The sequence below is a fragment of the Flavobacterium aurantiibacter genome, from assembly GCF_002251775.1.
In the GTDB taxonomy this organism is placed as follows: Bacteria; Bacteroidota; Bacteroidia; order Flavobacteriales; family Flavobacteriaceae; genus Flavobacterium; species Flavobacterium aurantiibacter.
Window position 1 is genome coordinate 22,536 of sequence record NZ_NOXX01000215.1, and the last position, 14,603, is coordinate 37,138.

The window sequence follows — 14,603 nt, forward strand, 5'->3', positions numbered from 1 at the left end:
TTTTTTTACGTTCCTGTAGCAGCCACTTTGCAGCCAATTAAATCGAAACCTGTTTTGGCTAATCGCAAAGTTCCGCGATCGGCATGTACGGCGCCAAAGAAGTCGTTCAAATTCAAATCGTTATAAACAATTTTTTGCGCTTTTGCACGCAAGGTAATATCCAGATTTGTGGGCACTACCACTACTCCACTGGTTTTCGCAGCAGCTGTACTTGTTTCGGGTAGTGTTTCCGAATCGTTTGGTTTCGCTACAGGTTCGGCTGCCATCCATTCAGAAACAACTAACTGATCGGCTTCAAACAAGAAATTTCCTTTCAACACCGCATCTTTCTCAAACAAAAACGGAATTACATCTAAAATCTGTCCGTTCATGCGCAACTCCGACGAGCCATAACGCGCCGTAAACGCATCAAATTTCATCTGATTCTTCACAAAAGAAAAATCGCCTTTCTCGACCTTAAAATCCAACGGCAGAATGCCCGCTTTCAAACGGATGTTCCGAACTTTCAAATAACCATCGTTTTGCAACGCGCCAAAATTCTTTGCTGCAATAGCCGAGGCTGCTCCCGATACATTTAATTTCATGTCGAGAAAACCATCAAGATTCGAGATTTTAAAAACTTTCGCAATCCGACCTACGTCTAAGGCGCCAGCAGCTTTGATTTTGTAAGATATATTTTCGGGATTCACAAACAAAGCCGAAGCGGTAAATGCTTGCTTTTCGAAAGTAAATTGTATGTTATTTAAATCAACTTTGGTGCTGCTTAACTTGGGCGTTTTGTTAAAAACTCCGGCAACTATATTAATATTCTGAATCGGATTTGGGTAGTAACTACTTCGTATCTCACCGTTATTCAAACTCAAATCGAAATCGGTTTTCGGCATCAGCGATTTACTTGCTTCGTATACACCGGCTATGGTTCCTTCTGCCTTGAGCGAGCCGCGCAACTTCACAAAATCCAAATTCAATGCATCAGAAAAGTCTTTTAAATCAAAACGTGCTTGTACATCCGATTTCATCAAAATCCGCTCAATTCCCGTTGAAACATAATTGGCTTTGGCAAAACCGTTCCCGAGCTTAAAATTAAAATCTTTTAAAGAGACATTGGTTTGCGAAAAGTTGAGTTGCCGCGCCGAAACCAACAATTTAAAATTCAAGTTTTCAATAGGCATGGGCGCCGATTTACTTTTCACCAAACCGTTTCGCACGTTAAATAAAAAATTAAAATTCGGATTGGTATTGGTTGCGGCGGCATACTTTCCTTTTATAGAAAAACCAACGTCGGCTTTGCCTTGGAGCATTGTTTGGCTTTGCCATTGCGTATATTCTGGGGGTAATGCCGAAAATAAATCGTCGAGATTGCAATCACTGGCGCGAGCAGAAATATCCATAAAGTAACCGTCGTTCAAAAACTCGAACAATCCATTAAATCGAACAGCTAATTTATTGATGATCAGATCGTTCTTTTCAAAAGTAAAAGCCAACGAATTGGTATTAATTTTTGTGATTAATTCGGCCTGAACTTTCTTGTCTTTTAAATACTGTTTTCCTCCGTAGGCTAAATCCAAAGCTTGAATAGAAGCAGTGGTTTGCAAATCGAAAACAGCTCGATCTAAATTTCCGACTCCCAAATAATTAAAACCCCTTGCATTAAACAAGAAATTCAGTGATTGGTCGGCGTAATCGAGTTTTGCATTATTAATTTCTATGTGCTCCAAACGAATGGCCGTAGTTGAAGAATCGGATTTCGACTTAGTATCAGCCGATTTATAGACGTTATAATTGGCGCGACCTTGCGTATCGACTTTGATAGCTATTTCAGGATTTTCAACATAAATTTCATCGATTTCAACGGTACTTTCAAAGACCAATTTATACAAATCGACACCAAAAGCTACTTCTTCCGCACGAACTAAATTTTGATCTTGAAAAGGCGCAGAACCGTTTAACTTAAATCGCTCTAAGGATAAGGTAAGCGACGGGAAGTGGTTGAAGAACGACAAACTGCTCGATTCAAAATCGAGTTTACCGTCAATATGTTGGTTTGCATACGCTTTAACTTCTTTCTCGATAAATTCCGGAAAAAGGAGCGGAAACAAAAACATGAGCAACAAAACCAGCAGAAGGGAGCCAGCTGTGTACTTTACTATTTTTAAAAGTATCTTAGGAAGTTTCATCGTTACAAAGGTAACGGGCTGTTTCTAAACGGCAAACAAAGAGCATAAAAAAGCCGCTCGATTAGAGCGGCTCTTTAAAACTTAGTTTTTCACAAGTTTGACACTTGAAGTTCGGCTAAAGGCATCGGTTGCCTTTACGATATATACTCCAGGAGTTAGATCTGAAATATCGAAACTGAATTCAGCGTCGTAACTGTTTGAAAATGATTTTACTTGCTGACCTCTGATGTTATAGATTTGAACATCAGCCACAGCTTTATTCAAAGCAAAACTATTTGTTGTTGGATTCGGACTAGCCACAAGTGCTTGAATATCTTCGAACGAATCTACATTCAATAAAGCTTGTTGGTTACCGTAAACTCTGAAACCACCGGCTGGAATCGAAATTGGAGCCGTAGTATTGGTTACAACCAATTGTGTGTTATCCATTAAGTTATACCATGTTCCAGTGAAAGGGAAACTTGGATTAATGTTTTGCTGCGCTACAGAAAAGTTTGCTAAAACAACTACGTTTCGCAATTGCGTTGTTGGCAGAGAATTGTTGAAAATATAGATACGCTGACGGATGTTATTTCCGTCTGGACTTATAGCGTAGTCTCCTTCAAATACAGGCTCATTAATTTTCAATTCGATTAATCTCTTGAATGCCTGATAAATCGGACCTCTGTTTGCACTACCTAACCAGTTATTTGTCCACTGATACTGTGGTTTTGTGTCTAGCTTACAATCGCCAGCAGTTACATCAAAATCGGTATTTACGGTGCCGTTTGTACAAGTGAAAATGGAATCGTCGCAACCCAATTCGGCAAAATGCCAAATCATTTTTGGACCTGGTACTAATAATGAGGTAGCTGCAATAGAAGCGGCTCTGCTAAGTGTATTGGTTAAGTTATTAAGTGGAGGAAAAGCACCACCACCGTTTCCGTAAGCACGTGCACTGTACATTACACGCTCTTTATCGTGAGATTCTGGATAACCAATGAGACGCTTCGCAGAAAAACCTCTTGAATTATGACCAACACGGGTGATATCTGCATCTGTAGAATAACCACCTGCTAACTGTGAATAAGCGAATGTCAATTCACCCCACATCATTACACCTTTGCTTGGGTTTTCGTTGATACGATAATTTGCCCATTGTTGCTCTTCGCCATCGCTACCTAAATGCTCGAAAATAGCTAAGTGAGTTGGATCGAGCGACCAAGTAAAGTCGGCGTATTCTCTTAAAACATCAACACGATCTTGATGATATCCATTGGTACATGATTCTTGATTTGGTCCAGGAGGACAGTTTTGGGTAAATCCTTTAGTCAAATCCCAACGGAAACCGTCTACTTTAAATTCTTCAATCCAGTGCTTAACGACACGCTTTACATAATTTCTAGTACGTGATTGTTGGTGATTAAAGTCAGAACCTACGTTATAGCTGTGCATTCCTTGTGTATTGAAATATGGGTTCTCAGAACTTGGATCACCCCAACCATCTCCGTCTGGGTCGTTCATCCACATACGAACCATTGGATTGCGACCAAAAGCGTGGTTAAGTGCGATATCTAGAATTACAGCAATGCCGTTTTGGTGACATAAGTCTATGAACTCTTTGAATTTATCAGAAGTTCCATAGAATTTATCTAAAGCCATGTGGAAAGAGGTATTGTAACCCCAGCTTTCGTTACCTTCGAATTCCATAACGGGCATCAATTGAATAGCGTTAATTTTCAAATTAACGAAGTAGTCCATTTTATCAATTAAGTCTTGATAGCTGCGATTTGAATCGAAGTCGCGTACTAAAAGTTCGTAAATAACCAAGTCTTCTTTCTTAGGTTTAACGAAATTGGTAACCTGCCAATTATAAGGAGTTGGATTTGTTTTGAAAACAGTAATCTCTCTGTTTTGTCCGGCTGGATATGCCGGAATGTTCGGATACTTTGAACTAGGAATCCACGGATCGTCGAAGTTAGAGATCACTAAAGTTGAGTATGGATCTGCTGTTCGAACGAGTGAAGGCGAATTGTTAATTGGAGTCGTATCTACTACCCAATATTGATATAAGATGTTTTCGCCTGGAGTTAAGTTTTCTAGTGTCAACCAAAATTTTGTGGAACCTGGTGCAGAATCTTTGCGCATCGCGTGAGCTGCAGTAGGCTGCCAGTTGTTGAAGTTACCTGCTACGTAAACGAAATCTTTTCCGGGCGCATCGAGAACTAAAGTAGCCTTAGTTTGATCGGCCATTAAGTTAACGCCATCAAGCATATTAGCCGGCATCGCTTGCGAAATTGTTCCTGGATTTACTAATGCCGAAAATCTTTTTGTAATGGTAAAAGCCCCTTGTGTTACTTCTAATTCGTAAACTTGATTTCCATTAATATTTGTATGATTAAAGGAAAATGTAGAGGTAGCGGGATTTGTAGACAACACATTGCCATTAGCTCTCAAAACATAAGCTGCATCACCATTAGTGTTGTTTGCAGTAATATTCAACGAACCATTAGCTGCTAGAAGCGTCGTGCTGTTTTCAAGTGGAGCTGTTAAATTTACTTGAAACGCACCTACTTCTGTTAAGATATCTTGCGACTTTTTATCACCCGTACCGTTTTTAGCTTTCACCAAAAATCCAATTCTACCAATACCTACGCGATTGTAGAAGGTGGTTGGTGTCATTGTGAAGGTATAGGTATCATTGCCTGCGTTGTAAGTGAACTTGTTTGCTTCGTTAGAGTTTATCCATTGACCGTTTGTGGGACAATCTTGGATGTTTGCATCGTTGATATCAAAGCTCCAAGCCCAGATATACAATGCATTGTTCGTTACGCCCCAAGTAGATTCATTGACGCTATTACCGTTAATTGTAATAGTAATTGAAGTAGTTTCCTCAAATAGTGCGGGTGTTATACTGTGGGTTACAGTTTGCTGTTGCCCCATAGCAGTAACACTGATTAAAAAACATAGAAACAGTATAATTTTTTTCATTTTGGAGAATTTTATTGCGGAAGATAAAAAGGGCTATGGAAAAGACAGCCCTCTTTAAAAAAATTTTAAGAACGAATTAGTTTAGGGTCAGTGTGTAAGTGTACTGTCTTGGGTTACTAAGATCAAGTACCACGTGATAGTTTCCAGAAGCATCTACTGACAAATTTGGTCCATCATAGTTCATTGATCCGTCATCATCAGGATCTCCTCCCAAATTAATCGTCCAAGCATTGTTTGCTCTAAACTTAAACTCACCAGCAGTCATTTGGATATCTCCTTCAAAAGCCTTCGTAGTAGGATTATAAGTCAAAGGAGTACTAGCATCCCATCCACCTGGCGTAGCTGCGCCAACAATCCCCCATGCTGCAGGCTCTAGTGAATAGGTTAAAGACGTTGTGTTAGCTCTAACTCTGTAATACGCAGTTGTAGAAACTGCGCAATTAACTTCATCGGTATCTGTTAGGATACCAGAAAAAGTCCCATCATCTCCGTAATCAGTATTACCCCAGTTGAAGTTTCCTGCAGGATCTGGAGCTACAAATTTAAATTCACCCGCAGTAAGCATGATAAAACCCTCATAATCAGTTTCCCCAAAAGCAGAAGCCGCCAAACGTGGCGCAGTTCCCGGCGACCAGTCTTGATAAGCTCCAGGAACAGCTAATTTTGGTAATGCCGTTGAATATGGTGTAACCAAATAGGTAATTACGTCAGAAAAACGCTCTTGTGACGCTGGCTCCCCAACGCTTGATTTTACACGGATTTCAATTGCTCCTTGTGTAAAAGGAGTTAATCCTACAGAAACAGAAGCTCCATTTAAAGCTTCAGAAATTACGCTTGCATATGTGTTAGAAGTTGAAACTAAATCTAGTGGACTATCGAAATTATCACCAGCTTTATCAATCTGAACTACGTAAGTTATACTAGTTGGCGTACCGTAATCCATAGCAGCCCACGTTAAACTTAATCCTGGATTCAGAGGCGTTTCAGGACCTAATACCACTGCATCGCCAGATGTTGGAGATAAAATTGCAAAATCTCCTTTAGCTTCTAAAAATCGAAGCTCTTGTTCGTCTTCACAAGCAACAAAGCCTGTAAACAATGACAATAAAAAAACGGACTTTAATATTCTTTTCATTTTTAATACTTTTTATTTTTTTTTAATAACCTGGATTTTGAGTTAAGTTTGGATTAGCAGCAATAGCAAGAACAGGGATTGGATAAACAGATCTGAAGGCACCGATAGCAATACCGTTTTGCGCATTACCTTTCCAAGCCCAATTGTATGATCCACCAGTAAATCGACCGTATCGAATTAAATCTTGACGTCTGTGAGCTTCCCAGTGCAATTCACGGGCACGCTCATCTAAGATGAAATCAAGAGTTAACTGACTTGCAGTAATATTTTGCAAGTTGTTTCCATTCGCGCGCTCTCTTAATAAATTAACATAATTCAATGCGTTGCTAGCAGTGGCATTAGATGCTCCTCTCAAGAAACACTCGGCGTACATTAAATAAACATCTGCTAAACGGAATAATGGAAAGTCTGTATCCACAAAAGTTTGGTTACTTCCATTGGCTCCTGACGACGTTTTGTTCGAATATTTCGCAAGAATAAAACCTTGATCGCGATTGATAACATCAGTAATATCTATAGGTCTAGAACCCGAAATAATAGTGTTTCGTACATCGTTATCAAACTGTGCGCCATTGAATTTCTCGACAAACTGTCTTCTTAATCGTATAGCACCACCCCAACCACCAGGACCAACTCCTAATGATTCTCCATTTGCTTCTAAAGACCCTACAGAACCATTAATCATAACCGTAGTTGGTCCAAAATTCTGAGTAACTACACCGTCAGACTGGATTGCGAAAATCATTTCTGGAGATGTGTTGTTATCAGCTGCAAAGTTTGCCAAGTAATTTGGAGCTAATGAATAGCCACCAGCGATGATTGCTTCGAGTTGAGTAACGCACTCATTATACTTTTGCTGACCAATATAAACTTCAGCGTTTAGATACATTTTAGCTAAGATCATACGAGCCATAGCAGCGTCTAATCTTCCCGACTGATTTGTTCTTGGAGCTTTCAAAGCAGGTAACACAGCTAAAAGTTCCGACTCGATGTAGTTGAATAACTGCTGTCTGTCGTATTGAACACCTGCAACTGCTACCGGTTGGTCTTCTGTATTGAATGCCGCTTTACCAAACATATCCATCAAATGATAATAAGCTAAAGCACGTAGAACACGAATTTCATCGCGATAGGCTGGAATTTCAGCAGCGTTTTGTGGGTTACGGCTAGCTACTAAATCTGGAGTACTCTGTCTTAGAAATTCATTACATAACGCTATTTGAAATTGCGCACGACTGAACATACCTCTAACAATTGGGTTTTCGGCAGTCCAAATATTTCTCTGAATTTCACGAACACCTGCATCGTTTTCGTAGCTCCACAACATTTCATCTGTTGCAAGCGATTGCAAATACAGCAAACATCTACCATATTGGCTTGTCCCCGCATCAATTCCACCAATGTTGGAACTTCCTGGACCTTCGGTTCCAGTTAACGCAAGGTTTCCGTAAACTCCAGCCAGACCGGCAACGTACGCATCAGGACGAGCGAAATACTCGTCGGACAGGAAAACGGCTGGGTTATTCGGCGTAATTTCTAAATCACTTTCACAAGAAAACAGTAGCGTTCCCGTGAGCGCGAAAAAAACCGACTTTAAAATTTGTCTTTTCATTTTCATTTTGCTTTTTAAAATTTCACGTTAGCACCAAACAAGAACTGACGCTGTCTTGGATATATCGTATTGTCAATACCTTCGTTGTTGATTTCAGGATCCAATCCGCTGTATTTCGTGATGATGAAAGCGTTCTGACATCCTGTAAATAGACGTAAAGAAGCTTTACCATCTAACCATTTTGGGAATGTATATCCTAAGGTGATGTTATCCATTCTAAGGAAAGAACCGTTCTCGATATATAAATCAGACAAGATTGTTTCTGCTGCTCCAATCGAAAACTCATTGTCAAAATAACTAGTAGGAATGTTCGACAACTGCGCATCTGCACTTAGTGCGTAGGTTGAATAAGCGCGTCCAGCGTTTACCTGGTTAAAGACTCTATTTCCAATACTTGCACGCATGAAAAACGAGAAATCAAAATTCTTGTAATTTAGATTCGAAGAAAAACCAAAGGTTGCGTCTGGATCTGGATTTTTGTAGATATAACGGTCGTTCTCATTAATGATACCATCGGCATTCAAATCTGCAAAGGCACCTTCAATTGGGCGACCCGTTGTATCATACAATTGCTTGTACATTAAAAATGAAAACGGAGTAAATCCTTCACGGTGCACACCGCTTCTTCCACCGATACCGCCAGGTAAAGAACCTGTTAATATATCTGAATCTGCAACCAATTCCTCAATTCTACGCTCGAAACGCGTTACGTTAAAGTTAACGTTCCAATTAAATGAATCACCTCGAACGATATCTGCATTAATCGAAAATTCAATACCTTTTGTTGAAAAGCTACCAATGTTCGCTGGACCTTGGTTTCCAAAGTTTGAACCATCGGCAAAAGGAGTTTCCGCGAAGAACAAGTCTTCCGTTAATTTATAAAATACGTCAACGGCTCCATTAATTCTATTTCCAAAGAAACCGTAATCGATACCTGCATTGTAAGTGGTCGTTGTTTCCCACTTCAAATCTGGATTATACGATTGTGGAACTCCAACTTGGAAATTCGTTCCTCCAATGTTGTACTGCGAATTTGTAAAACCAACGTTGTAACGAGCAAGGTAGAAATCGCCGGCATTAATATCCTGTTGACCAGACACACCGTATCCTAATCTTAATTTCAAATCAGAAACTGTATTAGAATCTTTAAAGAAATCTTCTTTCATCTTCCATGCAAAAGCTGCTGCCGGGAAGAAACCCCAACGATTATCCTCAGAAAAACGCGAAGTACCATCGCGACGGAAAGAAGCAGTAAGAATATACTTGTCGTTGAATGTGAAATTAGCACGTCCAAAATATCCTACTAAAACGACATCTGGATCGGCAAAATTAACCGGCACTCTGTTTGCGGTTAGGTCAAACATATTTCCAGAATTATAACCATCGTAGGTAAATACTTGGTAAGAGTAACCAGCTGTTGCATCGATGTTTACTTTTCCAAAAGTTTTGTTGTATGCTAAATAACCATCGAGCAATTTATTCGTTCTTCTCTGTGATAAATAGGTTGAACGACCAATAAATCTAGTTGCGTCGGTTGGGTCAAGATCTGCAGTGGCCACACCATTTGCGCTTCTGAATAAAGTTCTAACACTATATGCTTGATCGTATCCTAAATTAACAACAGCGCGTAGTTCAGGAAGGAAATGAAACTTGTAATCAAACTCTAAATTTCCGAAAACACGATCTTGGCGTCCTTGATCATCGGTTTGTAACAACTGTGCTACAGGATTTCGTGGCGATTGCGGTGCTGGCAATGCTCCTGAAGGACCAGCTATTTGGTATTCAAAAAAACCACTAAATGCACTAGGTTCGTAACGAACTGGTTTAGTCGGATCGAAACGAATTGCTGTACCTTCCACTCCGTCAGCAAAACGATTTTTCTCTACAACATAATTTGCAGAAAAATTGATTTTTAAATGATCTTTAAATAGGCGTGGATTAAGTGCTAGAGATGTACTTGTTCTCTGAAAGGTATTAGTTAATCGCAAACCTTCCTGAAAGGTATTATTCAAAGTAAGTTTTGCTGGAACCACATTGAAAAGACTTCCACGAATCGACAAGTTGTTATCTACAAAGTCTGTTCTTCTGTAAATCTCATCCTGCCAATTGGTATCGGAAATAATACGGCCTTCAATTTGTGGTGTAGTTGGATCGTCAAAAGTACCTGGCGCCGCGTTTGGATCTGGAACACCAAGTCTGTTGGTAATGTAAGCCGAAGGATTTGCTGGATTAAACGCCGGGCTCACAGACTGAAGAAACGAAGTAAATTGACTTGCATTCATTACTTCAATCTGATTTATCTGATTTCCGCTTCCGTATTGGAAGTTGTAATCAACGGATAGCTTTTTAGAACCTCTCTTAGTATTGATGATAATAACACCATTAGCTGCTCGGGAACCGTAGATTGCCGTAGCCGACGCATCCTTTAAGATATTAAAGCTCTCGATGTCATTCGGATTTAACGATGCTAGAATTGAGGTTGATCCTTCATTTCTATTATTTGTAATCGGCAATCCGTCAATAACAATTAATGGATCATTCGAAGCCGACAGCGAAGAACCTCCTCGAATTCTGATCTGAGCACCTGAACCAGGAGCACCACCACCTAAGTTTACAGTTACACCAGCAACTCTACCCGCAAGTAGGTTTTCAGCTGTGACGTTTGCTCCTTTGTTGAATTCTTTAGAACTTAGTTGTGTCACCGAACCCGTAGCATCTTTTTTACGAACACTACCGTATCCAATTTGAACCACAACCTCGGTAAGTTCATTTGTTTCCTCAGCTAAGGAAATGGCAACAGATTTTTGCCCAGTAAAGGTTTCCGATACTTCCTTATAACCAATAAAAGAGAAGACGACTACCTGTCCATTTTTTAAACCAGACAGACTAAATTTCCCGTCGAAATCTGTGGAAGTACCGTTTGTGGTACCTTGAACGACTACGCTGACCCCCGGTAACGGCTGCCCTGATGCTTTATCAGTTACCGTTCCCGTTAAAGTGCTCTGTGCTAGAACACTAAACGGCAGAAGTAGTACGGAAAGTAACAACTTTTTGTAAATTGTTTTCATACATTTTGTTTAGGTTAAAATTGAGTTTTTTTGCTTGTAATTTTGCTTCGAGTGTTAAATTTATGTAAATCTGTCACGAAAAAAAATTTAGCTTCGTTAAAGATACGCCGAAAACGTTTTCGTGTTGAAAACTTTTACAATCACGCATATTTTTAAGGAAGTAATTCACAGAATAGAAAATTCGAATTACCTTTATTCACAAATCAATATTTCTTAAATTGTCAAAATGAAGCGCAAAGTCACACTAAAGCAAATTGCAAAAGAGTTAGATGTTTCCATTTCAACCGTCTCAAAATCACTTCGCGATTCACCCGAAATATCTGAAGAAACCCGACTCAAGGTGCAAGCATTTGCTAAATTGTATAACTACAAACCAAACAATATTGCTCTAAGTCTCAAAAACAGAAAAACTAAAACCATTGGCGTGATCATTCCTGAAATTGTTCACCACTTTTTTAGTACCGTTATTAGCGGTGTGGAAAGTGTTGCTAATGAGTACGGCTACAGCGTGGTAGTATGCCTTTCCAACGAATCGTTCGACAAGGAAGTAATCAATATGGAAATGCTTGCTAACGGTAGTATCGACGGCTTTATCATGTCGCTTTCAAAAGAAACGCAATTCAAAAAAGATTTCCACCACATAAATGAAGTGATTAGCCAGGGAATGCCTGTGGTTATGTTTGATCGAATTACAAATGAAATTTTTTGCGATAAAGTAATCATCGACGACAAACAAGCTGCCTACGAAGCCGTATCGTATCTAATCGAAAAAGGTCGAAAACAAATTGCTTTAGTCACCACAGCCGATTACGTTTCCGTGGGCAAACTCCGTACCGACGGCTACATGAAAGCACTTGCCGACCACGATATTGCCGTCAATGAAAAGCTCATCATTCGTGCCGACGACGAAATTCAGTGCAAACAGGAGGTTCAAAAACTGCTTGAGCAAGGCGCGATCGATGGCGTTTTGGCTGTAAACGAATTGTATGCCGTAACCATTATTAAAACAGCCAACAAAATGCAAATTGCCGTACCGGAACAACTGGCTGTCATTGCGTTTACCGACGGAATTATTTCGCAATATGCAACTCCAACAATCACTACTGTAAGTCAAAACGGCATCAAAATGGGGCAAACCGCTGCCAAAATGCTCATAGACCGTTTGGAAGAAGAGGAAACCGAATACAGTACTGCCGAGCAATACACCACAGAAGTAATTGAAACCAATTTAATTATCCGAGATTCAACAAATTAACTGTCGTTTCCAAATTTTAATTTTTTAAAACTTATTGAAATTCTATTTTTTCGATATCTTTGGCAGCAATTATCAAAGCTTGTAATTTACTTCGAAAACAAATAAAGTTTTGATAAGCAACGCGCTTATCGTATCTCATTTTAATTACGATAATGGAAAAGCGAAAATTAAGTTTTTGGCAAATCTGGAACATGAGTTTTGGGTTTCTTGGTATTCAGTTCGGGTTTGCACTGCAGAACGCAAATACATCAAGAATCTTTGACACTCTTGGTGCCGACCCAGATAAGATTGGATTTTACTGGTTAGCAGCCCCACTTACAGGTCTTATTGTACAACCAATTGTTGGCTATTTTTCTGATCGAACATGGACTCGATTAGGGAGAAGACGTCCGTATTTCTTGGTCGGTGCAATTTTAGCTTCACTGGCATTATTCGCCATGCCTAATTCGCCTAGTCTTTGGATTGCAATTGGAACTTTGTGGATTATGGACTCTTCCATAAACATTTCCATGGAACCTTTTCGCGCCTTTGTTGGTGATAACCTGCCCGAAAACCAAAGAACTCTAGGCTTTGCCATGCAAAGTTTCTTTATCGGACTTGGAGCGGTTGTTGGCTCGGCATTGCCCTGGATATTTACCAACATTTTCGAACTTTCAAACACGGCTGCTGAAGGCGTAATTCCGGATTCTGTAAAGTGGTCTTTTTATGTCGGAGCAATTGTCTTTTTTCTAGCGGTATTATGGACGGTTCTTAAATCGAAAGAATATTCTCCCGAGGAACTACAAGCGTTTGAGGACGCCAAAAGAGCAACATCTACCAAAGACCACCACGAAAAGGTGAGCACACAAAAGAATGTAACTACAAAACTACAAGCAACTTACGGTGCCGTACTCGCTCTTATAGGAGGAATACTCACGTATTTTGTACATCAACTTAATCTTAAGGCCGATGCAAATGGGGAAACTGGAGCACATAAAGAATTGTATTTACTGTCCATTGGTCTGTTAGTTGTTGGAGTGCTTTTCCTAATTGTATCGCAACTTAGAAAAAATGAGGTGCGAAATGGCTTTACCGTTATCATCACCGATTTATTAAACATGCCAAAAACCATGAAACAACTTGCCTATGTGCAGTTTTTTTCGTGGTTTGCGCTTTTTGCCATGTGGATTTACACCACACAAGCGGTAACTGGCCACGTTTTTGGCACAACAGACTCCACCACGAAAGAGTACAACGATGCTGCCGATTGGGTTGCGGTGATGTTTACCATCTACAACTTAGTAGCTGCTGCAGTGGCATTTTTACTTCCAGCTTTAGCTCGTCGAACCAGCAACAAGTTTACACATATGTTGGCGCTCATCGCGGGAGGTATCGGATTGATTTCAATCTATTTTCTTTCCGACAAAGTAGGATTACTGTTGGCTATGACTGGCGTTGGAATTGCTTGGGCAAGTATTCTTTCTATTCCTTATGCCATGTTATCGGGTTCCTTACCAGCTGCAAAAATGGGCTACTACATGGGAGTTTTTAACTTCTTTATAGTTATTCCGCAAATCGTTGCAGGAACGGTTCTCGGATTTATGGTTAAAGAATGGTTCAACGAACAACCTGTTTATGCATTGATTGTTGGCGGATGTTCGATGATTTTTGCGGGAATTTTAACGCTTGGTGTTTCTACCAATAAAAAAATTGACATTAATGAGTAAAAAAGGTTTCATATTCGATTTAGACGGCGTAATTGTTGACACTGCGAAGTATCACTACTTGGCGTGGCAAAAAATAGCTGAAAAGCTCGGAATCGAATTTACACCACACCACAACGAAAAACTAAAAGGCGTTAGCCGCGTTCGATCGCTGGAAATAATTATGGAACTCGGAAAAATTACAGCGACCGAACAAGAAAAACAACTTTGGCTCACACAAAAGAACGACGACTATTTATCCTATCTAACCGATATTGATAGCTCTGAGATCTTACCAGGCGTGATGCCTATTTTGTCGCATTTAGAAACACTAAAACAACCTATTGCTTTAGGTTCGGCGAGCAAAAACGCACGGCCGATTTTAGAAAAAACCGGTATCATTGATTTGTTCGACGCCATTGTAGATGGAAACGACGTATCACAGGCGAAACCCGATCCGGAAGTTTTTTTAGTTGCAGCTCGTAAACTTAATCTGGCTCCTGAAGATTGTATCGTTTTTGAAGATTCGGAAGCGGGAATTCAGGCAGCAAACATTGCCGGTATGGTAAGTGTAGGAATTGGCGATGCGAAAGTACTTCATGAAGCCGCTTTCAATTTCCCGGATTTCACGCACATGGACACCGCATTTATTGACGGTTTATTAAAAAAAGTAAAAGCTTAATGTAGAATGATGCAGGACGACT

The 14,603-nt window shown here is 39.9% G+C and carries 8 protein-coding genes; 3 read left to right on the plus strand and 5 right to left on the minus strand.

Annotation, left to right across the window (positions count from 1 at the left end):
- Positions 1 to 5: 5 nt before the first annotated feature.
- The 5 genes from CHX27_RS12105 to CHX27_RS12125 all read right to left on the minus strand — a co-directional run bounded on the left by CHX27_RS12105 (position 6) and on the right by CHX27_RS12125 (position 10,962).
- Positions 6 to 2,177, minus strand: coding sequence for an AsmA family protein (locus tag CHX27_RS12105; RefSeq protein ID WP_094487035.1), 2,172 nt, complete (start codon positions 2,175 to 2,177; stop codon positions 6 to 8).
- Between the two features lie 81 nt (positions 2,178 to 2,258).
- Complete coding sequence (locus CHX27_RS12110) at positions 2,259 to 5,147, minus strand: alpha-amylase family glycosyl hydrolase (protein ID WP_094487036.1); 2,889 nt, start codon at positions 5,145 to 5,147, stop codon at positions 2,259 to 2,261.
- A 76-nt stretch (positions 5,148 to 5,223) separates the two neighbouring features.
- Positions 5,224 to 6,282, minus strand: coding sequence for a SusE domain-containing protein (locus CHX27_RS12115; protein WP_094487037.1), 1,059 nt, complete (start codon positions 6,280 to 6,282; stop codon positions 5,224 to 5,226).
- Positions 6,283 to 6,304: 22 nt separating this feature from the next.
- Positions 6,305 to 7,894, minus strand: a complete 1,590-nt coding sequence (locus CHX27_RS12120) for a RagB/SusD family nutrient uptake outer membrane protein (RefSeq protein WP_207758962.1) — start codon at positions 7,892 to 7,894, stop codon at positions 6,305 to 6,307.
- A gap of 14 nt (positions 7,895 to 7,908) precedes the next feature.
- Complete coding sequence (locus tag CHX27_RS12125) at positions 7,909 to 10,962, minus strand: SusC/RagA family TonB-linked outer membrane protein (protein WP_094487039.1); 3,054 nt, start codon at positions 10,960 to 10,962, stop codon at positions 7,909 to 7,911.
- A gap of 226 nt (positions 10,963 to 11,188) precedes the next feature.
- On the opposite strand from CHX27_RS12125, the gene CHX27_RS12130 reads away from it, so the two are divergent.
- From CHX27_RS12130 to pgmB, 3 genes are all read left to right on the plus strand, one after another.
- Positions 11,189 to 12,217: a LacI family DNA-binding transcriptional regulator gene (locus tag CHX27_RS12130; RefSeq protein WP_094487040.1), complete on the plus strand. Its 1,029-nt coding sequence runs from the start codon at positions 11,189 to 11,191 to the stop codon at positions 12,215 to 12,217.
- Positions 12,218 to 12,369: 152 nt separating this feature from the next.
- On the plus strand, positions 12,370 to 13,923 hold the full coding sequence (locus tag CHX27_RS12135) for an MFS transporter (protein WP_094487041.1): 1,554 nt from the start codon (positions 12,370 to 12,372) through the stop codon (positions 13,921 to 13,923).
- Positions 13,916 to 14,581: a beta-phosphoglucomutase gene (pgmB, locus tag CHX27_RS12140; protein WP_094487042.1), complete on the plus strand. Its 666-nt coding sequence runs from the start codon at positions 13,916 to 13,918 to the stop codon at positions 14,579 to 14,581. The genes CHX27_RS12135 and pgmB overlap by 8 nt, the downstream gene beginning before the upstream one ends.
- Positions 14,582 to 14,603: the final 22 nt, after the last annotated feature.

Bases quoted from the DNA above. Each gene is read 5' to 3' on its own strand.
- CHX27_RS12105 (WP_094487035.1), bottom strand. From the start codon at position 2,177: ATGAAACTTCCTAAGATACTTTTAAAAATAGTAAAGTACACAGCTGGC.
- CHX27_RS12125 (WP_094487039.1), bottom strand. From the start codon at position 10,962: ATGAAAACAATTTACAAAAAGTTGTTACTTTCCGTACTACTTCTGCCG.
- CHX27_RS12115 (WP_094487037.1), bottom strand. From the start codon at position 6,282: ATGAAAAGAATATTAAAGTCCGTTTTTTTATTGTCATTGTTTACAGGC.
- CHX27_RS12120 (WP_207758962.1), bottom strand. From the start codon at position 7,894: ATGAAAAGACAAATTTTAAAGTCGGTTTTTTTCGCGCTCACGGGAACG.
- CHX27_RS12135 (WP_094487041.1), top strand. From the start codon at position 12,370: ATGGAAAAGCGAAAATTAAGTTTTTGGCAAATCTGGAACATGAGTTTT.
- pgmB (WP_094487042.1), top strand. From the start codon at position 13,916: ATGAGTAAAAAAGGTTTCATATTCGATTTAGACGGCGTAATTGTTGAC.
- CHX27_RS12110 (WP_094487036.1), bottom strand. From the start codon at position 5,147: ATGAAAAAAATTATACTGTTTCTATGTTTTTTAATCAGTGTTACTGCT.
- CHX27_RS12130 (WP_094487040.1), top strand. From the start codon at position 11,189: ATGAAGCGCAAAGTCACACTAAAGCAAATTGCAAAAGAGTTAGATGTT.